The sequence below is a fragment of the Sphaerisporangium sp. NPDC005289 genome, from assembly GCF_040607455.1.
Lineage (GTDB): Bacteria > Actinomycetota > Actinomycetes > Streptosporangiales > Streptosporangiaceae > Sphaerisporangium > Sphaerisporangium rhizosphaerae.
In genome coordinates, this window is sequence record NZ_JBEXGS010000009.1 from 43934 (window position 1) to 70451 (window position 26518).

Genomic DNA, 26518 nt, shown 5'->3' on the forward strand with positions numbered 1-26518 from the left:
GGCGGACCGTCCCATGAACCTCCCCCGCCGTCGCGGCCGCCGTGATCTTCACGCGGACCGCCTGACGAGCCTCCCGCGCCGTCCCGGTCGCCCTGGAGGCCCGGCATGACCACCGAGCTCACACCGTCCGGGATGTCCGCCGACCTGACCCGGGGCGGCGGCAAGGTCGCCGTGGCCGTCGCCGGGGTGGAGACCTCCGACCTGGACGGCCTGCTCCCGGGCGTGGCCTTCGAGGCGGCGGACGTGGACAGCATGGGACCGGAGCCCTGGGCCACCGCCGAGCCCTCCGCCGTGCTGGTCGTCGCGCGCACCCCCACCGACCTGCGCCGGGCGGTGACCCTGAGCGGGGAACTGCCCGCGGCGCCCATGATCGGCGTGATCGTCGTGGAGTCGCCGCCCTGGTGCGACGCCCCCGGCGTGCCGCTGTCGCCCGGGCTCGGGCGCCGCTTCCTGCGGGACGTCGGCGTCTCCCGGTACGGCAGCACCGGCTGGCGGGTGAAGGCGCGCTTCTCCGAGCCGCGACCGGCCGGAGAGGTCGCCGCCGCCGTGGCCAGGAGCTTCGGCGGCCACCACCTGAGCGGGTACCCGCTGCCCATGGCCGGGCTGGCCGGTCCGGGCCTGGCCGACTGGCGGCCGGGCGACCCGAACGTGACCGTCGCCGACGAGCGGGGGCCGGCCCCCGAGCGATCGGGCGTGTCCACCGCCGACCTGGCCATCCGGGCCGTCCCGCCCGCGCCGGAGTGGATCGACGAGCGGGTGCCCGCCGTCGACCGACCGCCCGCCCTCACCTGGGAACGCCTCGGCTCGCCCGGCGGGTACCAGGTCCTGTCCGGCGAGCGGTTCGCCCCCGAGGCCGTGCCGCCCGTGGACGAGCGCTCGGTCAACCCGCAGGGCTTCCTCAAGCGGCCCGCGCTCGGCGTCGCCGACCTCCTCCAGCACGACGGGGCCTGGGAGGTCCGGCTCGCGGACCGGACGCTCGCCCGCCTGCCCGCCTCCGGCGGCGTGACCGACGCCGACGTCGGCCGGCTGCGCCGCCTGCGCGCCGTCCGCGTCGCCTGGCGGCCCGCCCACACCGGCCCGATCGCCGCGGCCCGCGCCGTGGCCGGGCTCGCCGCCGCCGGCGTCCCCCTGCTGTCCGGCCCGCCTCCGGAGTGGGCCGCACTGGCCCTCGGCCGCGACCTGGCCGCCGACCTGACCGCCGCGACCGAGCGGGACCTGGACGACGACCTGCGTCGCGAGGAGCACAGCGTCCGGCTGCGCCGCACGGCCCTCACCCGGCACGGGACCACGGCGCGGTGGCGCGAACTCGCCGCCCGCGCGGGCATCGCCGTGCCCGCCCCCGCGACCATCTCGGTCATCATGTGCACCCGGCGGGCCGGCCTGGTGCCGTTCGCCCTCGACCAGGTCAGGCGGCAGCGCGGCGTGGACCTGGAGGTCATCCTCACCCTGCACGGCGTGCCCGCCGCCACCCCGGAGGTCGCGCGGGCCGTCGCGGCGTTCGACCGGCCGATCACGGTCGTCGAGGCGGACGCCGCCGTCCCGTTCGGCGCCGTGCTCAACCAGGCCGCCGGCCACGCAAGCGGCTCGTTCCTCAGCAAGTGGGACGACGACGACTGGTACGGGCCGGACCACCTGGCCGACATGATGCTCGCCCAGTCCTACTCGGGCGCCGAGCTGGTGGGGGCCGCCTCGGAGTTCTTCTACCTGCAGCAGATCGACGTCACCATCCGGCGCGACTGGACCAGCGAGACGATGTCCAACCACGTCGCGGGCGGCACCTTCGTCATCGCCCGCTCGGCCTTCGAGGCGCTCGGCGGCTTCCGCCCGGTGCCGCGCTCGGTGGACGTCCAGTTCTTCCAGGACCTGCTGCGCGCCGGCGGGGCCATCTACCGGACGCACGGCCTGGGGTTCGTCGCCCGCAGGGCGGCGCGCGGCAGGCACACCTGGCAGGAGCCGATCGGCTACTTCCTGGCCAGGGCCAAAGACCAGTGGCGGGGATTCAGGCCGAGCCGACTGATGGAGTGGGAGCAGTGACGCAGCAGCCGACCGGGCCCGAGCGAACGGCCCAGCCGCGGATCCGGCACAACGACTACGGGGTGCTCACGCCGCCCGAGCCCGGAGCCTGGACACCCCGGCTGTCGGTCAGCGTGGTGATCGCCGCCTACGGCCACCAGGACAAGCTCGACCTCACCCTCGCCGCCCTCGCGGCGCAGAGCTACCCCCGGCACCTGCTGGAGGTCGTGGTCGTCGACGACGGGACGACGCCCGCGCTGCGCCTGCCCGAGATCACGCCCGAGAACACCCGGCTGATCACCACGCGGCCGGGGGCCCGCGGGCGCTCCGACGCCCGCAACGCCGGGCTGGCCGTCGCCGGCGGGGACGTCGTCCACTGGCTGGACGCCGACATGGTCACCTTCCACGACGAGGTGGAGGCGCACATGCGCTGGCACCACCTCGCCGACTACCTCGTGGTCATGGGATACGTGCGGTACGTCGACCACCGGCCGGGCGGCCCGGCCCCCGCCGAGGTGCGCGCGGCGGTGGAGGCCGGAGCCACCGAGCTGCTCTTCGACGAGGCCGCGAGCGAGGCGCACTCCTGGATCGTGGACCTGGCCGAGCGGACCGACGGGCTGCGCACCGCGGGCGACACCGCCTACCGCGTCCACGTGACCAACGCGGCCTCGGTCAACGCCCGGCTGCTGCGCGAGGCAGGTCCGCTGGACACCGGGCTGGTCCTCGGCGAGGACACCGAGCTCGGCTACCGGCTCGCCCAGGCCGGCGCCGCGTTCGTCCTGGCGCCCGAGGCCCGCAGCCGCCACCTCGGCAAGTCGATGATGATGCGCGACGGGGAGCAGGTCAGGCGGTACAACCAGGTCTTCGTGCCCGACCACATCCCCGTCATGCGATGGCTGCGCACCCACCCCCGCCGCCAGTGGCTGGTGCCCTACGTCGACGTCGTCGTCCAGACCGAGGGCGCGACCTACGACGAGCTGCGGGCCACCGTGGACGGCTTCCTCGCGAGCACGCTGAACGACATCCGGATCACCCTGATCGGGCCGTGGGACTCGGTGCGGGAGGACCGCCGCAACCCGCTGGACAGCCCGGCCCTGGACCTGGTGATGGTGCGCGGGCTCTACCGCGGCGAGCCGCGCGTGCGGTTCGCCGGGCAGGCGCCGGCCACGGCCGCTCCCGTGCCGTACCGCATGTTCTGCCCCGCCGGGTGGGTCCCCGGCCCCGAGACGCTCCGGCGGCTCGTGGCGCAGGCCGCCGAACGCGGGGACGGGCTGGTCAGCGTTGCCCTCGACGAGGAGGACGAGGTGATCACCGCCCGGCTGGAGCACACCGGCGCGTTCGCCAGGGCCGCCCTGGTGCGCGGCGAGGGCGAGCCGCTGGACGCCGCGGTGCACGAGGTGTACGGCACGCGGTGGGTGGACGGCAGGACGCTGGGCTTCCTTCCGGCGGCCGAGGCCGAGCCGCCCAAGCGCGGCAAGGCCGAGGACCCCGCGCTGACCCGGGAGATCGCGCGACTGCGGGCCGAGAACGCCCGCCTCGCCGACCGGCTCGCGGCCGCCACCGGGGACGGCGCCCCGGCCGACGCCGACGCCGGCGACGCCGTCCCCCGCGACGGCAGGCGGTTGACGGTCTGGCCGCGAAGGGCGGCGGCCCGCCGATGAGGTCCCCCGATGTGCGGGCGCACCACGTGACCTGACGTGCGGGCGCACACTGACCCGACGTGCGGGCGCACACTGACCCGACGTGCGGGCGGACCGAGCATGACCCCACAGGCCCGGCGCAGGTATAAGACTGTGCTCATGGAAACGCACGAGAACCTCATCGCCGGGCCGCCGCCGACCCACCTTCCGGACACCCCGGAAGCCAGGCAGGCGCTGGAAGCCGGCGCCAAGGCCAGTGACATCGCCGCGCGCTTCCCCGCCTACTCGGCGGCATGGGCGGCGCTGGCCGACGAGTCCTTCGCCGCCGGGCACGCGGTAACCTCCTACGCCTTCGCCCGCACCGGCTACCACCGCGGCCTGGACCAACTGCGCAGGGCGGGATGGAAGGGGCACGGCCCCATCCCCTGGGACCACGAACCCAACCAGGGGTTCCTGCGCTGCCTGCACGCTCTCGCCCGCGCCGCCCAGGCGATCGGTGAGAAGGACGAAGCCGAGCGGTGCGCCCAGTTCCTCCGCGACAGCAGTCCGGAGGCGGCGGAGGCGTTGAATAACGGGTAAGTCGCGCTTGGGCGGCATCAGCATGCTCGGGTAGTCTCTCAACGCAAGAGCCCCTGTCGCGCTTGCGCCAGGGGTTTCGTTTTTGTGCGCGGGAGTTAACCATGCCGGCTGTCGTTCTCGTGGGCGCCCAGTGGGGCGATGAGGGCAAAGGTAAGGCCACCGACCTGCTGGGCGGGGAGGTGGACTACGTCGTCCGCTACCAGGGCGGGAACAACGCCGGCCACACCGTGGTCATCGGCGACCAGAAGTACGCGCTGCACCTGCTGCCCACCGGAGTGCTGTCTCCGGAGGTCGTCCCGGTGATCGGCAACGGCGTCGTGATCGACCCCGGCGTGCTGCTGGCGGAGATCGACGGGCTGAAGGAACGCGGCATCTCCTGCGACCGGCTGCTCATCTCGGCCAGCGCGCACCTGATCATGCCCCACCACAAGGCGCTGGACAAGGTCACCGAGCGCTACCTCGGCAAGGCCCGCATCGGCACCACCGGCCGCGGCATCGGCCCCGCCTACGGCGACAAGATCGCGCGGATGGGCGTGCGCGTGCAGGACCTGCTCGACCCGGGCATCCTCGGCAAGAAGATCGAGGTCGCCCTGAACGAGAAGAACCAGGTGCTGACCAAGGTCTACAACCGCAGGGGCATCGAGCCGGCGCGGGTGCTGGAGGAGTACCTCGGCTACGCCGAACGGCTCAAGCCGCACATCGCCGACACCTCGCTGATCCTCAACAAGGCGCTCGACGAGGACAAGGTCGTCCTGCTCGAAGGCGGCCAGGGCAACCTGCTCGACATCGACCACGGCACCTACCCGTTCGTCACCTCCTCCTCGCCGACCTCCGGCGGCGCGTGCATCGGTTCGGGCATCCCGCCGACCCGGCTGACCCGCGTGATCGGCATCCTCAAGGCCTACACCACGCGCGTCGGCTCCGGCCCGTTCCCGACCGAGCTGACCGACGACATGGGCGACTGGCTGCGCACGACCGGCGGCGAGTACGGCGTCACCACCGGCCGCGACCGCCGCTGCGGCTGGTTCGACGCGATCATCGCCCGGTACGCCACCCGCATCAACGGCGTCACCGACTTCTTCCTCACCAAGCTGGACGTGCTGTCGGGCCTCGAGCGCATCCCGGTGTGCGTCGCCTACGAGGTGGACGGCGTGCGCCACGACGAGATCCCGATGACCCAGACCGACTTCCACCACGCCACGCCGGTCTACGAGGAGCTGCCCGGCTGGCAGGAGGACATCACCGAGGCCAAGACCTTCGAGGACCTGCCGAAGAACGCGCAGAACTACGTCAGGACCCTGGAGGAGCTGAGCGGCGCGCCCATCTCCGCCATCGGCGTCGGCCCCGGCCGCACGCAGACCCTCTCGATCCGTCCCCTGGTCTGAGGCTCGCCGGGGCCGCGCACGGCCCCGCCTGAGGAAGGCCGGGGAGGGTGGACGATAGGGTGCGCCATTGTGCAGGTTGAAATACACGGCCACCGGGGGGCACGGGGCCTGCGCCCGGAGAACACCCTCCCCGGCATGGCCTTCACGCTGGGGGTGGGCGTCCACGCCATCGAGTTCGACGTCGCGCTGAGCGCCGACCGCCGGCTCGTCCTCACCCATGATCTGACCGTGTCGCCGGTGACCAGCACGGACACCGGCCCGGCCATCCCCGGGGACCCCGCCTTCCCCTACGTCGGCAAGCCGATCCGCTCGCTGTCCCAGCAGCAGCTGCGCACGCTGGACGTGGGGGTGCGGCACCCGAAGTCCCCCTCCGACCGGTTCGCGCGCACGCAGGTCCCGGTCCCGGGCACCCGCATGCCCACCCTCGGGGCCGTCCTCGCCCTGGTGGACGCCTACGGCGGCGACGGCGTGCGGCTGAACGTCGAGCTGAAGTCCGACCCCACCCGGCCCGACCTGTCCGGCGACCCCGCCGAGCTGACCGAGCTGGTCGTCGCCGAGCTCGACCGGCACGGCCGGCTGGGCGGCGCGGCGATCCTCAGCTTCGACTGGCGCGTGCTGCGCGCGGCCGAGAGCCTGATCGCCGAACGCTACGCCCTGGTCGAGAAGGCCACGCTCACGCCCGCGTGGCTCGGGCTCGACCACGTCGCCGACTTCGGCGGGGACATCGCGGCGGCGGCCCGCTCCATCGGCGCCACCACCCTGTCCCCCGACCGCGTGCTGGTCGACGAGCGGCTGATGGCCCGGGCCGCGGCGGCCGGGCTGCCCGTCGCCGTCTGGACGGTCAACGACCCCGAGGAGGCCGGGCGCATGATCGACCTCGGCGTGGCGGGGATCGTCACCGACTACCCCGACCGGATGCGCGAGCTGTGGAGCTCGCGCGGTCTGCCTCTCCCCGCCCCCGCCGCCGCCCTGCGTCCCACCCCCGCCTGACCGGTCGGCGCGGTTCCTCCGGATCCGTCGGAGATCCGGGCGCCTTTTCCGCGCGTCCCAACATCAACTGCAGTGCTCGCGGGAGTAGGGTGCGAGAAACTGAAGCGACAGGGCGCCGGAGGCCGAGGGCACGCCCCCGGCGGCCGCACGGCCGGGCCCACGGGAGGTCAGCGATGCAGGCGGAGATGTCGGCGTGGGCCGTCGAGCGGTTCGGCGAGCGCGCCGCCTCGGTGCGCGGACGGCTGGCCGCGTCCCTTCTCGAGGCGGCCTCCAACGCCCAGGACGCCCAGAAATCCTCCAGAAGCGACAAACGGTACGCCTATGGGTCCACGCTGATGGCCCGCCGCTACGAGGCGCTCGTCGACGCTTTCCGGCACGAGCCGGGGTTCCAGGTCGTCCGGCCGCACGGCTCGCCGCACCACCTGGTCGTGCTCGACGGCAACCTGCTGCTGCCGTTCCGCTACGCCGACGACGACACCACGCCGATCAGCGAGGCACGGGTCGGCGACGGCCGGGTGTCCGCGCTGGTACGCGAGCTGTTCACCCGGTTCGGCCCGAAGACCCGCTTCGAGCAGGAGGTCCTCGACCTCGGCATGGACGACGACGGCGAGGCGGCCGGGCTGCGCGAACTGGCCGCCGCGCGTCCCCTGCTCGCCCAGCTCCCCGCCGACACCCGGCTGATCCCGGTCGCGTACGCGGCGAACGCGCAGGCCAGCCTGCTGAAGCTCTACTGGGGCGAGGCCGAGCTGATCGACGACATGGGCCGCGTCCACTGGGTCCACTGCGAGCAGATCCCGCTGCTCACCGCGCTTCCGTGGGTCGTCCAGGGCGTCCCGGCCGCCGAGCCCGGCGCGGCGCCACGCTTCGACCAGGGCGCCGAGCCCGGCCTCCCCCTCACCAGCCGGCCCGGGGCCGACCGCGCCGGCGGCGCCCCGTTCCCGGCGGACGGCGAGCTCGGCGTCGAGCCCCCATCCACGGGCACCACAGGGCGACCCTGACCACGCGGACCCGACCCGCGACCACAAAGCGGCCTGCCCGGCGACCACACCACACGCCTGACCACGACCACACCGAACGCCCGACCACGACCACGACGCGGACCGACCCGCGACCACACCGCACGCCCGACCACGACGACGAACCGGCGAACCGACGACCGTGAGAACGACGATCAACGACCGTGAAGGCGGCCGGGGCAGGCGCCCCGCCAGACGGCTCGGCGCCCCCGGCGGCGAACCGAGCCCGCAGGCCGTGGCCGACGCCTTCGACCAGGCCCGGCTCACCCAGGCGCGCCGGCTCGCCGCGATGACCAAGAAGGACCTCGCCGAGCGCGTCGGCGTGACCCCCGCGGCGATCGGCCAGTACGAGACCGGCACGACCCACCCGCGGCCCGACCTCATCCCCCGCCTCGCCGACGCCCTCGACGTCCCGCCGGCGTTCTTCCTGTCGGGACGGCCGCACGGCAAGCTCGACGGCTCCATGGCGCACTTCCGCAGCCTGCGCTCCACCCGCGTGCACCAGCGGGCCAAGGCGGTCGCGTTCGTCGAGCAGGTGTGGGAGCTCACCCACGCGCTGGAGAAGCGCGTCCAGCTTCCCCCCGTCGACCTGCCCGGCTTCTCCGGCGGCGAGGTGCACGCGGGCGCCGAGCCGCCCCGCGACCCGGCCGCCGCCGCCCAGGCCCTGCGCGGCCACTGGGCGCTCGGCACCGGGCCGATCGCCCACCTCGTCCGCCACATGGAGGCCCACGGCATCGTCGTGGTGCTGCCGCCGCCCGACGAGGACGCCACCACGGTGGACGCCTTCTCCACCTCCCACCTGCCGCGCCCGATCGTCGTGCTGACCGCCAACCGGTTCGACGACATCCACCGCTACCGCTTCACCGCCGCCCACGAGCTCGGCCACCTCGTGCTGCACGGCGACACGGCCGCAGGCGACCTGCAGCAGGAACGCGAGGCCGACGCCTTCGCCGCCGAGTTCCTCACCCCCCGCGACAGCATCCTCCCCGAGCTTCCCCGGCGCCTCGACCTGCGCAAATTGACCGAGCTCAAGAACACCTGGGGGGTCTCGGTCGACTCGCTGCTGTACCGCTGCCGCGAGGTCGGCCTGCTGTCGGACTCCTCGACCGGCCGTGCCTACCAGCGCCTGGCCGTCCTGCGCGACCAGCCCGGCTTCGCCAACGAGGCCATCACCGGCTTCCCCGGGGAGCACCCCGTGCTGCTGCGCCAGGCGTTCGACCTGGCCTCCGCCGAGACCGGCCTCACCATGCCCGCACTGGCCGCCCAGCTGGCCTGGCACCTCCCCCGCGTCCGCCAACTCCTCGGCATCCACGACCACCGCCCCCGCCTCCACCTCGTCCCCTGAAGCAAGGCGCTCCGGCTCAGGTTGAGTGGATACAGGCGGAGGTCCTCGCCTCCGCGCCCCAGGGGGCGCTCCGACTCCCTCGCCAGGCCATAGCCGGCTCGCTACGTTCGGTCATTCCGGTGATCTGGGCGAGCGGGCAGGCGGCCGGGCTGGCGGCGGCCGTGAGTGGTTTGCACCGCGGCCCTGTCTGAGTGGGCCGCCTGGGGTGTTCTCCGTGGGCGGGGCGTCCGGCACCCATTGCCGCCGGCTCGCGTCGCGCCGCGTCCTCTCAACAGCAGCCACATCGCGGCGCAGATGAGATCGCCCGCCAGCAGCGCCGTGACCCAACCGGGAGACAGACCTGCGCGAGGGGCGAGGTACATCAGCACCGCCGGGGCGAGGAGCAGCAGCAGTGCTGCGACGGCGACGCATCCGAGCATGGTGATCGCGCCGCGGGTCGCGGGGGCGGGCACGCGGGCGTGCAACTCGCCCTGCAACTCGCCTCGGAACGGCCGGGCGGTGATGACCAGCCGCGCCAAGGCGGCGGGCGGATCCTCCGGCGCGGCGGCGGTCACCGGTATGGCGGCGGTCACCGGTACGGCGGCCGTCACCGGCGCGGCGGCCGCCGGTGCGGGGGTCAGGGGGTGGTCGGGGGGCATCGGTGCGGGCTCCGTGGACGTCGGGGCGGCGGGGCCTGGCTCATCGGGCCTTCCCGCCGGCGGTGTGGTCGTCGGACCAGAACTCGATCAGTTCCTCGGCGGTGAGCTGCTGTGGCGGACGCGCGGGAGGGATGCGCCCCGTGCGGACGGCCCAGGTGGTGACCAACAGCCCGAGGAGCTCGGCGTCCAGCCGTGCCTGGCGAGACTGCGGCGTCGCGCGGCGCGGGGGCTCGGCACCCGCGCCGGCCGTACGGGTGGCGCGGGTGACGGTGGCGTAGGACAGCATCGACTTCTCTCTCTCGGGGTGAAGGGGTGCCGAACCAACGATGGAGGACGCCGCGCGGGGCCACGACCGACCCAAACATCTCCGGACGACTCCGGAGCCTATGGCCCGGGACCGACGTTTCCCGGCTCCTCGCCCACCGTCGCCGGGATGTCTTCCGCCGGGACCATCCCTACCTATCCGGATCCATCCGGATTTGTTCGGATTAGTTCGGTGGCCTGCGGATTCTCCCAGCGGAACATCCGGCGCCACGTCCGGACAAGGTGGAATTCAGGTTCGGCCGTCAGATTGCCCCGGTTGGTGCAACCATGACTCCATTACCTGACGTAGATCGTCGATCACTCATTCGGCGGAGGGCATGACTGGACATCACCCCGGCGTGGCGGCCTTCATCGGCCGGCTGAACGACCTGCGGGAACTGGCCGGCATGCCGTCCCTCGCCGAACTACGCCGGCTGTCTCACGCGCCCGCCGAGGACGGCCGGCGGTCGAGAGAGCTGGCCGAGAGCACCACGCACGACATCCTCACCGGCAAGCGCAACGGGCTGCCCCCCTGGCCATGGGTGGCGTCGTTCGTGAGCGCCTGCCACCGGGCCGCGGCGGACACAGGGCTGGACGTCACGGCCTTCGGCGGCCTCGGAGACTGGCACTCCCGCTGGTGCGCCGCACGCCCTTCCCTCTCCACCGGCGCCGAGCCGTCTCCGTCCCCCGCTCCGACAGGCCCACCTGCCGCGACCTCCCTCACCGAGTTTCCGGGCGCCTTCGCCCCATCGGGGTTTCCCGCCGCACCGGCCATCGAGCCGCCGCTCGGACCGCCCCGCTTCCCACCCGTACAGAACGAGCCCTTCGCAGCGCCCGGGTGGCCATCTGACCTCGTCGCCCATGCGCCTGCCCCAGTGTTCGAGTGGCCATACCCCGTTGCGCATGTGGAGAGCCCTCCGCCGGCCCCCCTCCACGCAGAGCCCTTCCCGGTACCCGGATGGCCGCCAGACCCTGTTGCCCATGTGGAGAGCCGCCCACCGGCACCCGTCCACACCGATCCCTCCCCAGCGATCGGATGGCCGCCTGACCTCGTCGCCCATGTGGAGGGCCCTCCACCGGCGCCCCGCAAGGCCGATCCGCCGATCTCGGTACCGATGCGGCGCTATCTACGGTGGTTCGGCCGCACCGGTGCCCGGCTGGTCCGGCACGCCGAGGCCGGCGACGCCCAGGCATGCCTGCGTCTGTGGGTCATCACCCTGCTCCACGACCGGCTCGCCGAGGCCCGCGACTGGCTCCACCAGGCCGCGGCGGCGGGGGACGACGAAGCGGTGCGGCTGCGCGCGCACCCGGCTCCGCGCAAGGCGGCGACCGAACTGGCGTACGTCTACGCGACCGCTTACGAGACCGAGGGCAACAAGATCAGCCTCGCCATTTTCTTCTACCAGCTCGCCGGGCGCCACGGCCACGCAGAGGCCGCCTTCCGGCTCGCGGCGATCCACGCGGGCCGTGGGCATCAATGGCTGGCCGCCACCTGGTTCAGCCGGGCCGCCGACGCCGGGCACCCCAAGGCGTCCGGCGGGTTCACCGCGATCACCGGGGAGAACAGCGGCGGCGATCTGGACGACGACCACACGATGCTGGCCGAGCTCGCGAGGGAGTGGAGGCAGGAGCACTCCCGGTGGGGGGCCTCGACGGTCTAGGCTCGAGCCGAGAGTGGACGCGGGAGTCCGGTGGACCGGGCTGAGAGTGCGGCTGGGTGGCCGCAGACCGCTGGAACCTGTCCGGGTCATGCCGGCGTAGGGAGTTGGTCACATGACGACGTCCGAATCCGTCGTTCCGCAGGCGCGGCCGTACAGCGAGGAGCTGTGGGAGGCCATCGCGCCGACGTACAAGGCCATCCTCGACCACCCGTTCATCAGGGGGCTGGTGGACGGGACGCTGCCGCGCGCGGCGTTCCGGCACTTCGTCGTGCAGGATTCGCACTACCTGCGGGACTACGCCCGCGCGCTGGCCCTGTGCGCGGCCAAGGCGCCCCGTGAGGAGGACGTGCGGGCCTTCGCGAGCGACGCGGTGGGGGCCATCGCCGCCGAGCAGGAGATGCACGCGGCGTTCATGGCCGACCTCGGCGGGTCGGCCGAGCAGGCCGCGGGGCAGCCGGTCGGGCCGACCACGCGCGCCTACACCAGCTACCTGCTGGCGACCGTGTACGGCGGGTCGTTCCTGGACGGGCTCGCGGCGGTGCTGCCCTGCTATTGGATCTACGCCCGGGTGGGCGAGGCGCTGCTGGAAGAGTCCTCACCCGACCCGCTGTACCGCCGGTGGATCGCCGCCTACGGGGACGAGACCTTCCAGAGCGTGGTGCGCCGGGTGGTCTCCCTCGCCGACCACGCGGGCGCCGAGGCGACCGGCGGCCAGCGCGCCCGCGCACTGGAGCACTTCGTCACCACCTCGCGCTACGAGTGGATGTTCTGGGACGCCGCCTGGCGCCAGGAGACCTGGCCCGTCTGACCGGACGCGCGGGGACGGCGGGCGGCACACCGTCCCTCAGGTCAGAGCCAGCTGTTGCGGCGGAAGCCGCGGTAGAGGAGGGAGCAGATGACGAGCATGACGCCGATGACGAGGGGATAGCCCCAGACGGCGTTCAGTTCGGGCATGTGCTTGAAGTTCATGCCGTAGATGCCGGCGATCATCGTGGGCACGGAGACGATGGCCACCCAGGCGGAGATCTTGCGCATGTCCTCGTTCGCCAGGGCGTTGGACCTGGCCAGGGCCGCCTGCAGGATGGAGTTGCACAGCTCGTTGGACGACTCGACCTGCTCGCAGACTCGTGAGAGGTGGTCGACGACGTCGCGGAAGTACTCGCGCATCTCGGAGGGGATCATGCGGCGCTGCGGCAGGGCCCCGAGCGGCGTCTGGAGCGGCGTGACCGCGCGCTTCATCTCGATCATCTCGCGCTTGAGCTGGTAGATGCGGCCGATGTCGCGGGAGCTGACGTCGGCGAAGACGGCCGCCTCGACCTCCTCCAGCTCGGCCTGCATCTGGTCGGCGACCGACAGGTAGCGGTCGACGACGTGGTCGGCGATGGCGTGCAGGACGCCGGAGGGGCCGCGGGAGAGCAGCTTGGGCTTGTCCTCCAGACGGCCGCGCACGTCCGCGAGCGGGCAGTGCTCGCCGTGGCGCACGGTGACCACGAAGTCGGAGCCGACGAACACCATGATCTCGCCGCTGGCGATGATCTCACTGGAGGCGGTCAGCTGATCGTGGTCGAGGTAGGCGATGGTCTTCAGCACGACGAACAGCGAGTCGCCGTAACGCTCGACCTTCGGCCGCTGGTGCGCCTTGATGGCGTCCTCCACGGCCAGGGGGTGCAACCCGAAGACCTCGGCCAGCCACTCGACCTCGGGGGCCTCCGGCTCGTGGAGCCCCACCCAGACGTAGGCGCCGCCGGTCTCCGACGCGGCGTTGTGCTCGCGGACCAGCCTCACGGCCTCCGGGATGCCGGACACGTGGACACGCTTGCCGGCGATGTACGCGCCGTACTGCACAAGGGAGTCACTCGGCGGAACGCAGCGGCCGTTGAGCGGCTCACGACGCAGAGAGGTGACCGGCGCCGAGGCGCCGAACCGCACGTGAGTGGTGCGCTGGTGCAGGTTGATCCGCTGGAAAAGGGTGGACGAGCGCATGGCGGTCCCTTCCCGCCCGACCTCAGTAACCCACACGCGGAAAGCATCAAAGTACGACGAACGTCGCAGAAAAGAACAGGCGTGTGGCTCTCAGTCGGACACCGAATTGGAGTGGTCGGGTTTGCGCACGACGTACGTGCGCGAGCACGTACTGCTGGGATCACCAGATGTCATCCCGATTCCACCTCCAATCTCCCGAGAGACGGCCCAAAGCCGCCCTAACTTACCACAGGCAGGCTTCAGCCCACAGCTTACATCCCCACGGGATCACTCGATCATGTGGAAGTTCACAAAACGCCGCCGCCCGGCCTGTTAAGACCGGCCGTTCTTTCCCGGCGGACGCCCCCCTACATGCCCCGACCTGCGGCGACACGCGCGGCGTCCGGCGACCCCAGACCCGCCCCGTAGACTCCCCACGTGCGCGTTCTTGTGATTGGAAGCGGCGGCCGCGAGCATGCCCTGTGCCGCGCCCTCGCCCTGGACCCCGCGGTGTCCGACCTCCACTGTGCCCCCGGCAACGCCGGCATCGCCGCGGTGGCGACGCTCCACCCGGTCGTGCCCACCGATCCCGGCCAGGTCGTGGCGCTGGCCACGCGCCTCGGCGCCGAGCTCGTCGTCATCGGGCCCGAGGCGCCGCTGGTGGCCGGCGTCGCCGACGCCGTCCGCGCCGCGGGCATCCCCTGCTTCGGGCCGTCGAAGGAGGCCGCGCTCATCGAGGGCTCCAAGGCCTTCGCCAAGGACGTCATGGTGGCCGCCGGCGTGCCGACGGCGGGCGCCCGCGTGTGCGTCACCCCCGAGGAGACCGAGGCCGCCCTGGAGGCGTTCGGCGCTCCGTACGTCGTGAAGGACGACGGGCTCGCCGCGGGCAAGGGCGTCGTGGTGACCTCCGACCGCGCCGAGGCGCTCGCCCACGCGGCGGCCTGCGGACGCGTGGTCGTGGAGGAGTACCTCGACGGCCCGGAGGTCTCGCTGTTCGCGCTGTGCGACGGCGCCACGGCCGTCGCGCTCCAGCCCGCCCAGGACTTCAAGCGCGCCTACGACGGCGACCAGGGCCCGAACACCGGCGGCATGGGCGCCTACACGCCGCTGCCGTGGGCGCCCGAGGGTCTCACCGAGCGGGTCATGGACGAGGTCGTCCTGCCGTCCATCGGCGAGCTCGCGCGGCGCGGCACCCCCTACACCGGAGTCCTGTACGCCGGGCTGGCGCTCACCGCGTCCGGGCCGAAGGTCATCGAGTTCAACGCCCGCTTCGGCGACCCCGAGACGCAGGTGGTGCTCGACCGGCTGGAGACGCCGCTGGCCGGGCTGCTGCTGGCCTGCGCGACCGGCGCCCTCGACCGGCAGCCCGCGCCGCGCTTCCGCGACGGCGCGGCCGTCACCGTGGTCGTCGCCGCCGAGGGCTACCCTGCCGACCCGGTGAAGGGCGACCGCGTCGAAGGGCTCGACCCCGTCGCGAAGGACGCCTACGTCCTGCACGCCGGCACCGCGCTGGACGCCGAGGGGCGGGTGGTGTCGGCGGGCGGCCGGGTGCTGAACGTCGTCGGCACCGGCTCCGACATCGCCTCCGCGCGCGCCGCCGCGTACGCGCAGGTGGAGCAGGTCAGGCTGCGCGGCTCCCACCACCGCTCCGACATCGCCGCCCGCGCCTGACGGCACGAATGATCGCAAACCGGTAGCGCTGGGGCGGCCGGTCGCGATAAGCCCAGGGGGACGGGCGAACCCTGGAGGAACGTATGGCACCCGATCCGGCCGTGCGATCGGACGAGGCCGCCGAAGACGGGGCGGACGCCGTCCCCAGGACGGACGGCGCCCCAACTACGGACGGCGCCCCCACGACGGACGGCGCCGACGTCCGCGGGCCGGGTGAGGCCGCCCGCCCGGCGAAGTCCGGCGGGAACGACGGGCCTGGCGCGCTGGACGACATCGCCGGGCTCAGCGAGCAGGACGTGCTGCGCTGGCCCGGCGTGTGGCGGGTGCACATCGCCTCCCGCGCCCAGGAGATCGCGGCCGACGCCGGGCGCTGCCTGGCCGCCCGGCCGGACGAGCGGGGCCTTCGGCCGCTGCACACCGCCATCGAACGCCACCTGGCCGCCGCCGCGCGGTACGCGCACGAGCGGCAGGGCTGGCGGCGCTGGCTGACCGGGCAGGCCATCGAGGCGGCGTGGTCCAACATCTACGGCGCCACCATCCTGCTGTACGGGCTGCTGCCGGCCGGCGAGCTCAACGCCCGCGCCCCCGAGGTCCTCGCCACCGGGCGGGCCTACCTGCCCGCCGACGACGCGCGGCTGGTGGGGCTCACCGCGCGCGTCGCCGCGGGCGACATCGGCGAGAGCGACCGGTCGCTGCTGCAGGCGGTGCTCCGGGCGGCCTACGGCATGGCCTCCATCGAGAGCGGCCGGGTGCGCAGCTTCCGCAACCTGCTGCTCGGCGGGGTCGCCATCCTCACGCTCATCGTCGCCGGCCTGGTCACCGTCGGGGCGATCTGGCCCGCGGCCATCCCCATGTGCGGCAAGGGGACCCTGACGGCGCTCCTCGGACAGAACATGGGCAGCAGCAGCCAGGTGTGCCCGACCGGCGCCGGCACCCCCACCCACGGGGACGTGCCGCTGGTCGCGCTCGTCGGGATGCTGGGCGCGGCGCTCGCCACGGCCACGAGCCTGTCGACCCGCTCGGAGCTGTCCACCCGCTACTCCCTCGCCGTCGCGCAGAACCTGCTCAAGGTCCCGGCGGGCGTGGCGACGGCGATCGTCGGCCTGCTGATCCTCAACTCGGGCTTCGTGCCGGGGTTCGGCGGGCTCAGCTCGCAGACCTCGATCTTGGTGTGGGCGATGGTGTTCGGATACGCCCAGCAGCTCGTGACGCGGTTCGTGGACCAGCGGGCGAACACGCTGCTGACCGCCGCGTCGCCCAGTGCCGGGACCAACACCTCCGTACGCTGAATGATCTGCGCTTCACCGGGTAGCGGAGTGGCGCCAAAGTGGCCGGGCCGCCATCCCGAAAGGGCTACTGTGGGCGGATAACTCTGCCGCCGTCCGCTTAACTGGCGCGTCATTTACCAGAATTCGAGGAGCCTCTACATATGGTTCGATACCGCGTGCGCGGCGGCAACGCCCTGCGTGGAACCGCGTTCATCCAGGGAGCCAAGAACGCCGTGCTCCCGATGATCGGCGCGGCCCTGCTCGCCGCAGAGGGCCGCACGGTTCTGCGCAACGTACCGATCATCGAGGACGTCCGCCGGGCGGTGGAGCTGGCCGAGTCCGTGGGGGCGAAGGTCGAGCTGCACGAGGCCGAGCGCACTCTGGTCATCGACGCATCCCGCCTGACCAGTCCGGTGCTGCCCGCCGAGATCGCGCGGCGCTTCCGCGGGTCGGTGCTCTTCGTCCCGGCGCTGCTCCACCGCCTCGGCGAGGCCGTCATCGAGGGCGTCGGCGGGTGCAACCTCGGCAGCCGCAACCTCGACTTCCACTACCTCGGGTACAAGCGGCTCGGCGCGGTGGTCGACGAGGGCGAGAGCGTCATCCACGTCAAGGCCGCCGGCCTCACCGGCGCCCCGCTGTACCTCGACACCCCCTCGCACACGGGCACCGAGAACCTCATCATGGCGGCGGCGCTCGCCAAGGGCACCACCATCATCGAGAACGCGGCCCTGGAGCCGGAGGTCCTCGACGTCATCGACATGCTCACCAAGATGGGCGCCCGCATCAGCGGCGGCGGAACCGGTTTCATCACCGTCGAGGGCGTCGACGAGCTCACCGCCGTGGAGCACCGGGTCATGCCCGACCGCCTCGACGCCGGCGTGTTCGCGATGGCCGCCGCCATCACGGGCGGCGAGGTCAACCTGGTCGGCGCCTCCCTGGCGCACCTCGGCGTCGTGCGCTGGAAGCTGGAGCAGATGGGCGTCGAGTTCGCCACCGACGGCGCGGTGCTGAACGTCCGCCGCGACCGGCCGCTGCGCCCGATCAACGTGATCACCGACACCTACCCCGGGTTCGCCACCGACCTGCAGTCGCCGATCATGACGGTGGCCTGCCTGGCCGACGGGGCGAGCTACATCCACGAGCGCATCTTCGACGGGCGGTTCGCGCTGGCCGGCGAGTTGAACAAGATGGGCGCCAACATCGAGGTCGAGGGCAGCCGCGCGGTCGTCCACGGCGCCACCCCGCTGACCGGAACCGACGTCACGGCGCACGATCTGCGTTCGGGCATCGCGCTCGTGCTCGCGGGCCTCGCCGCTGACGGCGAGACCGTCGTCTCGCCCGGCTACCTCATCGACCGGGGCCACCACGACCTCGCGGCACGCATGAAGGCCCTGGGTGGAGATGTGGTAAGAGAGATTTCCCCTACGACCTGACTGAGCCCGTAAACCGCCTCTGACCTGTTCATATAGCCATCCTTGCCATGCCTTCAGGGCATGGGAGAGCCGCTTTCCGGCAAATCCGGGCGTGACATTAGTGCCTTGGCGAGCGATCGTTCCAAAGAGGACTAGACCGGATGGGAGACGAACCCGAGCCGGAGACGCCGCATGCCGCCTTCCGGCGGCCTGACCGGCGCCCCCCGCGAGGCGGACTCGACCAGTGGATTTCGCGAGGAAGCCACGCCGGGCGCCCACCGGGCCGGACACGCCGGCCGCGGGGTGCCGCGCGGCGCGGCGCCTCCATCGAAGGTATGGCGGGATGGGACGAACATTGGTCGAAAGGGCCGAAGAAACTCCGCGAGGATCACGTGTGGGCGCATCGGGCCCGGACCTCACCATCGGGGTGGTGGGGCCTCACGACCTGGTCGAACGCGTGATGCTCATGGGCCACGCGGCGGCCCCGGTTCCGTGCCGGCTGGTCGCCGCGGCTTACCGTGACGAACAGGAGGCGGCCGACAAGGTGGTACGGCTCGGCCCGGGGGTGGACGCCTGCCTGTTCGCCAGCCCCGTGCCGTACGAACTGGCCAGGCGCTCGGGCGTGCTCACGATCCCCGCGACGTACGTCCAGCTCGGGGGCCCCGCCCTCACCGCGGCCCTGGCCAGGGCCGCGCTGGACGAGCGCATCGACCCGCGCAGGGTCAGCGTCGACCTGCTGAGCCGCTCGGACGTCGAGGAGGCTTATGCCGACCTCGGCATGCCGACGGGCGGGGTGCAGACGCGTGAGGAGCCGGGGGCGACCGGCACGGTCGCCGCCTACCACGAACGCCTGATCAGGCAGGGCGCCACGACGGGCGCGCTGACCTGCCTGCCCGCGGTGGCCGACCGGCTCGCGGCGGCCGGGGTGCCGACCGTGCGGGTGCGGCCGACCTCCGCGGCGGTGCGCACGGCGCTGCACACCGCGGCGCTGCTCGGCGCGCACCACAGGCTGGAGGAGTCGCAGCTGACGGTGGTGCTCATCGAGGTGCCGACGTTACGCGAGCCCGTACGGCGGGCGGCTCCGAGGTACTGGCGTGACGAGCTGCGGCTGTCACTGCACCGGTTGCTGGTGCAGGAGGCCAATCGGATGAACGCCGCCGTATGGGCGATCGACGACCACAGCTACCTGGTGACGGCCACCCGCGGCTCCATGGCGGCGGCCACCGACGGGTTCCGGGTCCTGCCCTTCGCCGCGCGCATCCGCGACGAGCTCGGGCTGGCCGTGGAGGTCGGCGTCGGCATGGGACGCACGACTCATGACGCCGAGACGCACGCCAGGGCGGCGCTCGCCCGCTCGCAGGCCGGCAAGCAGCCGCAGGGGTTCGCGGTGGACCGCGAGGGCCGGACGCTCGTCCCTGCGCCGCGGATGCCTCCTCAGGCGCCGGGGCAGGGCCGGCCGAAGGGCGTCGAGGTGCTGGCGAGGCTGGCCGCCAAGCTGGAGGGCGGGGACACGATCGTGGACGCGGAGAGCGCCGGGCGGATGCTCGGGGTCACTCCCCGCACGGCTCGGCGGCTGTTGCGCACGCTGGTTGACGAGGGACTCGCGTGGCCGCTCCCGCCGAACCGCACCCCCCAGCCGGGGCGCCCGCGCCAGCTCTACCGCCTGATCGTGGAGAAGCTCGGCCCACGCTGACCTCCGGGGGCGGGGCGCCCGTGTGGGGCGGGCGACCCGCGCCTCCGAGGGGTGCGGCGGCGGCACCGCGTTGTCCACAGCCTGTGGACAACTGGGCCCACTTGCGCCACGAATTGTTACATTTCCGCATCTGGGGCCGGAGAAAAGAGCCGAGGCCCGGATCGCCGGTTTTCCACAGCCTGTGGACAAAGCGGCCTCCGACGGGCGGCTCGGGTGATGGCGCAGGTGAGCACCGGCGGCGGATCGCGGGGGTACATCTCACGGTCCGATACCCGCGTGTGCCGCCGTCGGGCCGATCGATATTGTCATGAGCTATGGTCGAGAACACTCGTGACATCAAGGTGTGGGCGGCGCTCGCGGCGGTGTACGTCGTGTGGGGGTCGACCTACCTCGGCATCAGGCTCACGATCGAGACCATGCCGCCACTGGTGAGCGCCGGGATGCGCTTCGTCGCGGCGGCGGTCATCCTCGGCACCGTGCTGGTGCTGCGCAAGGGTCCTTCGGTCCTGCGCATGAACGGCCGCCAGTTGTGCGGTGGCGGGTTGGTCGGGCTGCTGCTGCTCCTCGGCGGCAACGGCATGGTGGCGGTCGCCGAACAGCACATCTCCTCCGGCCTGGCCGCCCTCCTGGTCGCCTCGGTGCCGCTCTGGCTGGTCATCTTCCGCACCGTCGCGCGCGACCGGCCGCACCTGCTCTCGCTGGCCGGGGTGCTCATCGGCTTCTGCGGCGTGGCCGGCCTGTCGCTCACCGGCGGCGGGTCCTCCGACTCGACCGGCATCGTGGTCGTGCTCGCCGGCTCGCTGTCGTGGGCGCTCGGCTCGTTCCTGTCCGGACGCATCCCCATGCCGGAGGACCCGTTCGTGGCCAGCACCGTCGAGATGATCGTCGGAGGCGCCGGGCTGCTCATCGTCGGCCCGGCCGTCGGGGAACGCCTGCACCTGGACCAGGTGAGCGCCGGGTCGTGGCTGGCGCTGGCCTACCTGGTGCTGGCCGGCTCGCTGGTCGGCTTCACCTCCTACATCTGGCTGCTCGGCAACGCGCCGATCTCGCTGGTGTCGACCTACGCGTACGTCAACCCGGTCGTGGCGGTGCTCCTCGGCGTGGTCGTGCTCAACGAGCGGGCGACCGGCCAGATGATCGCCGGCGGCCTGGTGATCGTGCTGGGCGTCGCCCTGGTGGTCTCCACCGAACGCCACGCCCGCCGCCCCCGCCCCTCCGACCAGGCAGGCGAGACCCAGCTCACCCGCTCCTGACCGACGACCCACACGGGAGGCTCCCCCCGGCCGGCCGGACATTCTCCGTCCAAGGCAGGCCCGGCGCGGTTGAGGACACGCGGATCACCAACCGGCTGCGCATGATCAGCAATACGCGCGGCACCGCACTCTGACGGTCGGTCTGGTCGGTGACCAGGTGATCACTGCCGACATGTCAGCCATAAGGTGGACTCGACATCACAGCGGACCCCGGATGGGAGCACAACGGTGATGAGCGAAGCCGTCGCCACGGCATCCAAGCAGGTAGTGGCACGCTATTTCGATATGTGGAACACCGGCGATGTCTCCGCCGCCCCGGACATCCTCCGGCAAGACTGGATCGATCACGCCCACCCCGAGGTGGCCGGCCCAGCAGGTGTTCAACGTGCGATCGAGCAGATCAGAGCGGCGCAGCCGGACCTTCGCTTCCACATTGAACGCATCCTTGCCGACGCTGATCGGATCGCGGCCATCGGCAGCGTTCGCCGAGGACAGGACCTCGGCACGCCGGGGACCGGCATGATCTGGCTAATTCGGGTTGAGGATGAACAGATGGCCGAAATGTGGACATACCGCAGCACCACCTGACGAGTGCGGTGACCACATACGTTCACCGGGCGCGGCTCTCCACCCCGGCCATGTGCCACAGTGATCGGCGCCGGGTCGGCGGGTCGTGGTACGGCGATGCCGACGCCTGCCACGGCGCCCGAGCCGGTGAACGTTCGTGGACGGCGCACCGGCCGCGCCGGGCACCGCACCACCCGGCCAGAACAACGAACACGCTGCTCTGCCGGGTGGACGGGCGCTGGGAGTCGGCGGCCGGGGGTCAGCGGTGGGCGCCGAAGGACTCCGCGGCGGCGAGGAAGGTGTCGTTGGCCTCGGGGGAGCCGATGGAGACGCGGGCGCCCTCGCCGGCGAACGGGCGGACGGCCACGCCGTCGACGGCGCAGCGTTCGGCGAACTCCAGCGTGCGGTCACCGAGGCGCAGCCAGACGAAGTTCGCCTCGGTGGGCGGCACCTGCCAGCCCTGCCCGAGAAGGGCCTCACGGACGCGTGTGCGCTCTTTGACGACCGTCTCGACGCGTTCGAGCAACTCGTCCTCGGCGGCCAGCGAGGCGATCGCCGCGGCCTGGCCGATGCTGTTGACGGCGAACGGGACCATGGTCTTGCGCACGGCGGCGGCCACGGGCTCGTGGGCGATGAGATAGCCGACGCGCAGGCCGGCCAGCCCGTACGCCTTGGAGAAGGTGCGCAGGACGGCGACGTTCGGCCGGTCGGCGTACAGGCCCACCCCGTCGGGCACGTCGGCGTCGCGGACGTACTCGCGGTAGGCCTCGTCCAGGATGACCAGCACGTCGCCGGGGACCTGGTCGAGGAAGGCCGTCAGCTCGGCGGCGCGGTTGACCGTGCCGGTCGGGTTGTTGGGGTTGCACACGAAGATCATGCGCGTCTCGGGGGTGATCGCCGCCGCCATCGCCGTGAGGTCGTGGGTCTCATCGGCCAGGGGGACGCGCACCGAGACCGCGCCGGCGAGGTCGGCGAGCAGCGGGTAGGCCTCGAAGGACCGCCAGGCGTAGATCACCTCGGCGCCGGGGTCGCTCACGGTGGCGAAGAGCTGCTGAGCGACCGTCACCGAGCCCGCGCCCAGCGCGATGTGCTCGGGAGGCACGCCGAAACGCTCGGCCAGGGCCTCGGTGAGCCGCACGCAGGCGGGGTCGGGATAGCGGTGGACCTCCGCGGCGGCGGAGGCGATGGCCTCCAGCACCGACGGCAGCGGCTCGTACGGGGACTCGTTGGACGACAGCTTGAAGGACCGGCCGTCGGCGGAGACCACGGCCTTGCCCGGCCGATAGGCGGCCATCTCGTCGAGGATGGGACGGAAACGCGGCATGGCCTTACCTTATGACGCGCCGACCCCACGAGAACCCCCGGCCGCGCCAGAGCGGGGCAGGCCAAGCGAACACAACTCAGCCCAGGCGGAGCATCGGGGGGTGGAGGAGTTCGGCGGGGCCGCGGCGGTAGAGCATGGCGGGACGGCCGCCGTCGCGGGTGGTGGTGCGGCCCGTGGGCACCAGGAAGCCGTCGGCCTTGGTGACCTTGCGGTGGAAGTTGCGCGGGTCGAGCGGACGTCCCCACACGATCTCGTACACCCGCCGCAGATCGGCCACCGTGAACTCCTCCGGGCAGAACGCCGCGCCGAGGGAGGTGTACTCGAGCTTGGCGCCGGCGCGTTCGATGCCGTCGAGCATGATGCGCCGGTGGTCGAAGGCCATGGTCTGCAGGGAGGACACCGGCTGCCAGCTCATGTGGGCCTCGGTGGAGGCAGGCAGGTCGGGCGCGAGCCCGAGGTAGGCCACGCTGACCACGCGCTGGCGCGGGTCGCGGTCGGGGTAGCCGTAGGTGCGGAGCTGCTCGAGGTGCACCGGGGCGCCCGGCAGCCCCGCGCGCTCGGCGAGGACGCGGGACGCGGCGGCGGGCAGATCTTCCTCGAGCTGGATGAAGCCGCCGGAGAGCGCCCAGCACCCTTGGTACGGCGGGCGGTCGCGCCGCCAGACGAGGGCGCTGAGCTGCTGGCAGCGCACGGTGAGCACGACGAGATCCACGCTGACGGGAATGCGCGGGACCATGGCAGGCACGTTACACCGGTGACGGAGGGCCGAAGACCGTCATGTGCCCCGATTGAGGTAGACCGGGGCGTTGCTCTGCCGTCCGTCGGGCGAGGTCACGTCCACGCGGACCCAGGCGTCGGCGGGGATGGACGACCAGTCGACCGGCACCCAGATCTTCCGCACGGCCCCGGGCAGGCCGGGGATCGGCGAAGGGTCGGACCATCCGGCGTCGGCCGCGTCCACCTCGCGCGGCTCCGACCCGCCGTACCAGCTCAGCGTGACCTTGGCGCCGGCGACGTTGTAGCCGCGCACCTCCAGTCCGTCCTGGATGCCGCGTTTGGCGACGATGGCCTGGATGGGGATGGGGCGGCTCCAGTCCTCGGCGACCTGGTCGGCGAGCGTGGGGGTCCCGCAGGTGAAGAAGCTGCTCCATTTGTAGGAGATGATCTTCGAGACGTACGGCCCGACGAAGGTGACCGCCGAGTCCAGGCGCTTCTTGTCGGTCACGCCGCGCTTGCCGCCCGCCTCGCAGGCGCCGTCGCCCTCGGGCTCGAACGCCTCGACGTTGGCCCACAGCTGGACGTCGTCCCCTTCGGCGCGCAGCTCCGCGAGGGCCTCGGCCATGGCGCGGTAGTAGTCGCGCGTGGCGCCGTAGTACGCCTTGCCGTAGGTGGTGTCGCCCACGATGGGCTTGAGCCGGGAGTCGACCTGCTGCCCCTTGAGGTTGGGCCAGAACAGCCCGACCTTGCCGGTGCCGCGGCTGTCCTGCGGTGCGACGATGCCGACGCCGGTCCGCGCGAGCGCCTTGAACCCGGCCTTGACCTGCGCCGGAGTGGAGGTGAACTTCTTCTCCCTGCGCCCGTCCAGATAGGGGCTGACCATGATGGGCTTGCCGGGCAGTTCCTGTTGCACGATGTCGTGCTGTTCGGCGTACACCTGCAGCGTCGGGACCACCGACGGGTCGGGCCAGTCTCTGATCTGCAGCTCGAACGGCTGGTAGACGCCGCCGAGCGAGGCGCGGTCCTTGAAGCGGTCTCCGTAGTCCTGCAGGACGCGCCTGGTCAGCGTGGTCAGGGTGCCGATGTGCCGGGGGTCGGCCCTGGTGGGCTCGACGCGGTCGCGCGGCGCCACGGGCAGCGCCGGGAAGACCTTCATGGCGAAGCGGTCGGCCAGGTCGAGGATCTCGGTCAGGCTGTCCTTGGGCGCCCCGTCCACGAGGATCAGGTGGTAGCCGAGCCCCTTGGAGGTGAAGTCGCAGGTCGGGTTGTCCGAGCCGTCGTCGGGGGTGATCACGCGGTAGAAGACGTCGTCCCCGACGGTGACGGTGTGCTCCATCTGCGGGCACCGGAACAGGTCGGGGCCGAACGCCTCGTCGGTGCGGTAGATGTAGGTCCAGGTGATGCGGTTGCCGGGGTTGGCGGCCTTCAGGGCCGACTCCGCGGCCTGCACGCACGTCAGGCCGTTCTCCTGGCACCTGTCGAAGCGCGGGTCGGGCTCCTTGCCCTGGGCGTCCAGGACGTGCCCGTCACCGTCCACGGAGCGCGGCTGCAGGCCGAAGCCGAGGCGCACGACGGTGTCCCCGCCGACGCTGTGGATGGCCTGGAGCTGTCTGCGCCAGGTGCAGTGGTCGGAGGTCGGCACCAGCCAGTAGCCGGTGACCGCGTACGGGGTCGGGCTGGTGGTGTCGAAGGTTCCGCAGGGATCGCTGAACACGCTGGTCGAGGGCGTGGGGCTCGCCGTCTTCGTCTTCTGCGCCGGGGTCGTCGCCGCGCTCTTCGAGTCGCCGGGAGAATGCGGAAGAACCATGACGATCGCCGCGACAGCGGCCAGAAGGGCCGCACCCAGCAGCAGTGTGAGGCCGCGCACCTTCAGGAGATTACCGTCCTTAAGTTGTGGCCCTCATAAAAGTCGATCAGGGCCGCATCGGCGTTCCGGCGCGCCCGCGCACGGGCGTGCACCGCCCGGCGGGCGGCGTCCGGTGGCCTATTTCTTCACACCGGCCCAGGCCTCGAGCTGTGTCACGAACCTGCGCGCCGAGTTCGGCCAGTGGTGGTTCGCCCGGGCGGCGGCGTACCCGCGCGCCCCGGCGCCCTTGCGCGCCTCCGGATCGTTCCGCAACCGCAGGACGGCCCGCACCACGGCCTGTGGATCGCGCCAGGGCACGACCATGCCGCTCTGGTAACGCTCCACCAGCTCCACCGCCCTGGGCGACGGAGTGGTGATCACGGGGATGCCGTGCGCCATGTACTCGACGATCTTGGTAGGCATGGAGTGGCGGTAGTTGGGCTCGTCGTGCAGCAGGGAGAGCCCGGCCAGCGCCCCGTCGAGCCGCTTGAGCGCCTCGTCGTTGGGCATGAAGTCGCGCCACTCCAGCACCCCCTCGGCGACGGCCTGGTTGAGCATCGGCCTGCTCTGCGGGTCGGCGTAGCCGATGAGCTCCACCGCGACGCGGTGCGGCTGCAGCAGCCGGCCCACCTCCACCGCCTCCCGCACGCCGCGGGCCTCCGACAGCCACCCTAGGTACACCACGCGGTCGTCGGACGGCTCGCTGACGTGGTCGGGCACCCAGGTCTCGTTCGGCACGACCAGGTGCGCCTGCCGGAAGCGGCCCGCGTAGGCGGTCTCGGCCAGCAGCAGGTGCAGGTGGCGCTCGGCGGTGCCCTCCAGCAGCCGGGCGAGGAAGCGCGTCGGGGGCCGCAGGAAGGACGGCAGCCAGGGCTTCAGCGACAGGGTGGCCGGGGTGTCCTCGTGGACGTCCCAGACCACCGGCGGCCGCTTGCGCACCCCCGCGACCGCGAGCAGCAGCTCGGGGTCGTGGATGAGCGCCAGGTCGACCTGGCCGCGCAGGCTCTTGAAGAGCCGGCGCGCCGCCCGCACGGCCGCCAGTCGCTTGCGCTCGGCGGCTCTGGGCAGATCCACTCCGGTCACCCACGACCGCGGCACGACACCGCGTGCGGTGTAGGGCGCGGCATACGTGACCACATGACCGGCGTCCACGAGCGCGCGGATCTGCCGGTGCAGGATCCGGGCGTCCTCAGGGTGGTGGACCACCGTCATGACAAGCACGTGCACGCGCCGAC

Annotated in this window: 22 protein-coding genes and 1 riboswitch; of the genes, 15 read left to right on the forward strand and 7 right to left on the reverse strand. The window is 72.5% G+C overall.

Annotation, left to right across the window (positions count from 1 at the left end; all coding sequences use genetic code 11):
• Positions 1-105 precede the first annotated feature (105 nt).
• The 7 genes from ABZT47_RS17535 (at position 106) to ABZT47_RS17565 (ending at position 8968) form a co-directional block, all read left to right on the forward strand.
• A complete protein-coding gene (locus tag ABZT47_RS17535) occupies positions 106-2034 on the forward strand; it encodes a glycosyltransferase (protein ID WP_354842503.1) in 1929 nt (642 codons plus the stop codon).
• Positions 2031-3674, forward strand: coding sequence for a glycosyltransferase (locus ABZT47_RS17540; protein ID WP_354842506.1), 1644 nt, complete (start codon positions 2031-2033; stop codon positions 3672-3674). Before ABZT47_RS17535 ends, ABZT47_RS17540 begins: the two co-directional genes overlap by 4 nt.
• A gap of 138 nt (positions 3675-3812) precedes the next feature.
• On the forward strand, positions 3813-4232 hold the full coding sequence (locus ABZT47_RS17545) for a DUF3151 domain-containing protein (protein ID WP_354842508.1): 420 nt from the start codon (positions 3813-3815) through the stop codon (positions 4230-4232).
• A gap of 101 nt (positions 4233-4333) precedes the next feature.
• Positions 4334-5617: an adenylosuccinate synthase gene (locus ABZT47_RS17550; protein WP_354842511.1), complete on the forward strand. Its 1284-nt coding sequence runs from the start codon at positions 4334-4336 to the stop codon at positions 5615-5617.
• A gap of 69 nt (positions 5618-5686) precedes the next feature.
• Complete coding sequence (locus ABZT47_RS17555) at positions 5687-6607, forward strand: glycerophosphodiester phosphodiesterase family protein (RefSeq protein WP_354842513.1); 921 nt, start codon at positions 5687-5689, stop codon at positions 6605-6607.
• A 173-nt stretch (positions 6608-6780) separates the two neighbouring features.
• Positions 6781-7605: a hypothetical protein gene (locus tag ABZT47_RS17560; protein WP_354842516.1), complete on the forward strand. Its 825-nt coding sequence runs from the start codon at positions 6781-6783 to the stop codon at positions 7603-7605.
• 160 nt (positions 7606-7765) lie between these two features.
• Positions 7766-8968 carry an XRE family transcriptional regulator gene (locus ABZT47_RS17565; protein WP_354842518.1) on the forward strand — a complete coding sequence of 401 codons (1203 nt, stop codon included), beginning with the start codon at positions 7766-7768 and terminating at the stop codon, positions 8966-8968.
• Positions 8969-9069: 101 nt separating this feature from the next.
• On the opposite strand, the gene ABZT47_RS17570 is transcribed toward ABZT47_RS17565, so the two are convergent.
• Together ABZT47_RS17570 and ABZT47_RS17575 are read right to left on the reverse strand one after the other, a co-directional pair.
• The gene (locus ABZT47_RS17570; RefSeq protein ID WP_354842521.1) at positions 9070-9606 is read right to left on the reverse strand and encodes a hypothetical protein; all 537 of its coding nucleotides are present in this window, start codon (positions 9604-9606) and stop codon (positions 9070-9072) included.
• A 40-nt stretch (positions 9607-9646) separates the two neighbouring features.
• Positions 9647-9892, reverse strand: a complete 246-nt coding sequence (locus ABZT47_RS17575) for a hypothetical protein (RefSeq protein ID WP_354842523.1) — start codon at positions 9890-9892, stop codon at positions 9647-9649.
• Between the two features lie 1132 nt (positions 9893-11024).
• Between ABZT47_RS17575 and ABZT47_RS17580 the strand changes: the two genes are divergently transcribed.
• Both ABZT47_RS17580 and tenA read left to right on the forward strand, forming a co-directional pair.
• Positions 11025-11570, forward strand: coding sequence for a hypothetical protein (locus ABZT47_RS17580; RefSeq protein WP_354842526.1), 546 nt, complete (start codon positions 11025-11027; stop codon positions 11568-11570).
• Positions 11571-11579: 9 nt separating this feature from the next.
• A riboswitch (TPP riboswitch) is annotated at positions 11580-11690 on the forward strand.
• Complete coding sequence (gene tenA, locus ABZT47_RS17585) at positions 11683-12378, forward strand: thiaminase II (protein WP_354842529.1); 696 nt, start codon at positions 11683-11685, stop codon at positions 12376-12378. Its footprint overlaps the riboswitch before it by 8 nt.
• Before the next feature lie 41 nt (positions 12379-12419).
• Here the strand turns inward: tenA and corA are convergent, their stop codons facing one another.
• Positions 12420-13553 (reverse strand): magnesium/cobalt transporter CorA, encoded by a 1134-nt coding sequence (corA, locus tag ABZT47_RS17590; protein ID WP_354842532.1) that lies wholly within the window; start codon positions 13551-13553, stop codon positions 12420-12422.
• A 417-nt stretch (positions 13554-13970) separates the two neighbouring features.
• Here corA and purD point away from each other — a divergent pair, with 417 nt between their 5' ends.
• From purD to ABZT47_RS17620, 6 genes are all read left to right on the forward strand, one after another.
• Positions 13971-15203 (forward strand): phosphoribosylamine--glycine ligase, encoded by a 1233-nt coding sequence (gene purD, locus ABZT47_RS17595; RefSeq protein ID WP_354842535.1) that lies wholly within the window; start codon positions 13971-13973, stop codon positions 15201-15203.
• 83 nt (positions 15204-15286) lie between these two features.
• Positions 15287-16492, forward strand: coding sequence for a hypothetical protein (locus ABZT47_RS17600; protein ID WP_354842538.1), 1206 nt, complete (start codon positions 15287-15289; stop codon positions 16490-16492).
• Between the two features lie 140 nt (positions 16493-16632).
• A complete protein-coding gene (gene murA / locus ABZT47_RS17605; RefSeq protein ID WP_354842541.1) occupies positions 16633-17904 on the forward strand; it encodes a UDP-N-acetylglucosamine 1-carboxyvinyltransferase in 1272 nt (423 codons plus the stop codon).
• 439 nt (positions 17905-18343) lie between these two features.
• Positions 18344-19576 carry a transcriptional regulator gene (locus ABZT47_RS17610; RefSeq protein WP_354843166.1) on the forward strand — a complete coding sequence of 411 codons (1233 nt, stop codon included), beginning with the start codon at positions 18344-18346 and terminating at the stop codon, positions 19574-19576.
• 314 nt (positions 19577-19890) lie between these two features.
• Complete coding sequence (locus ABZT47_RS17615; RefSeq protein ID WP_354842544.1) at positions 19891-20829, forward strand: EamA family transporter; 939 nt, start codon at positions 19891-19893, stop codon at positions 20827-20829.
• A gap of 231 nt (positions 20830-21060) precedes the next feature.
• A complete protein-coding gene (locus ABZT47_RS17620) occupies positions 21061-21417 on the forward strand; it encodes a nuclear transport factor 2 family protein (RefSeq protein WP_354842547.1) in 357 nt (118 codons plus the stop codon).
• A gap of 238 nt (positions 21418-21655) precedes the next feature.
• Here the strand turns inward: ABZT47_RS17620 and hisC are convergent, their stop codons facing one another.
• The 4 genes from hisC to ABZT47_RS17640 form a co-directional block, all read right to left on the reverse strand.
• Entirely contained in the window at positions 21656-22720 is a 1065-nt protein-coding gene (gene hisC, locus ABZT47_RS17625; RefSeq protein ID WP_354842549.1) for a histidinol-phosphate transaminase, read from the reverse strand.
• A 76-nt stretch (positions 22721-22796) separates the two neighbouring features.
• Complete coding sequence (locus ABZT47_RS17630; RefSeq protein WP_354842552.1) at positions 22797-23456, reverse strand: NUDIX domain-containing protein; 660 nt, start codon at positions 23454-23456, stop codon at positions 22797-22799.
• A gap of 39 nt (positions 23457-23495) precedes the next feature.
• Positions 23496-25304 carry a DUF4434 domain-containing protein gene (locus tag ABZT47_RS17635; protein WP_354842555.1) on the reverse strand — a complete coding sequence of 603 codons (1809 nt, stop codon included), beginning with the start codon at positions 25302-25304 and terminating at the stop codon, positions 23496-23498.
• Between the two features lie 117 nt (positions 25305-25421).
• On the reverse strand, positions 25422-26510 hold the full coding sequence (locus tag ABZT47_RS17640; RefSeq protein WP_354842558.1) for a glycosyltransferase: 1089 nt from the start codon (positions 26508-26510) through the stop codon (positions 25422-25424).
• Between the last annotated feature and the right edge of the window lie 8 nt (positions 26511-26518).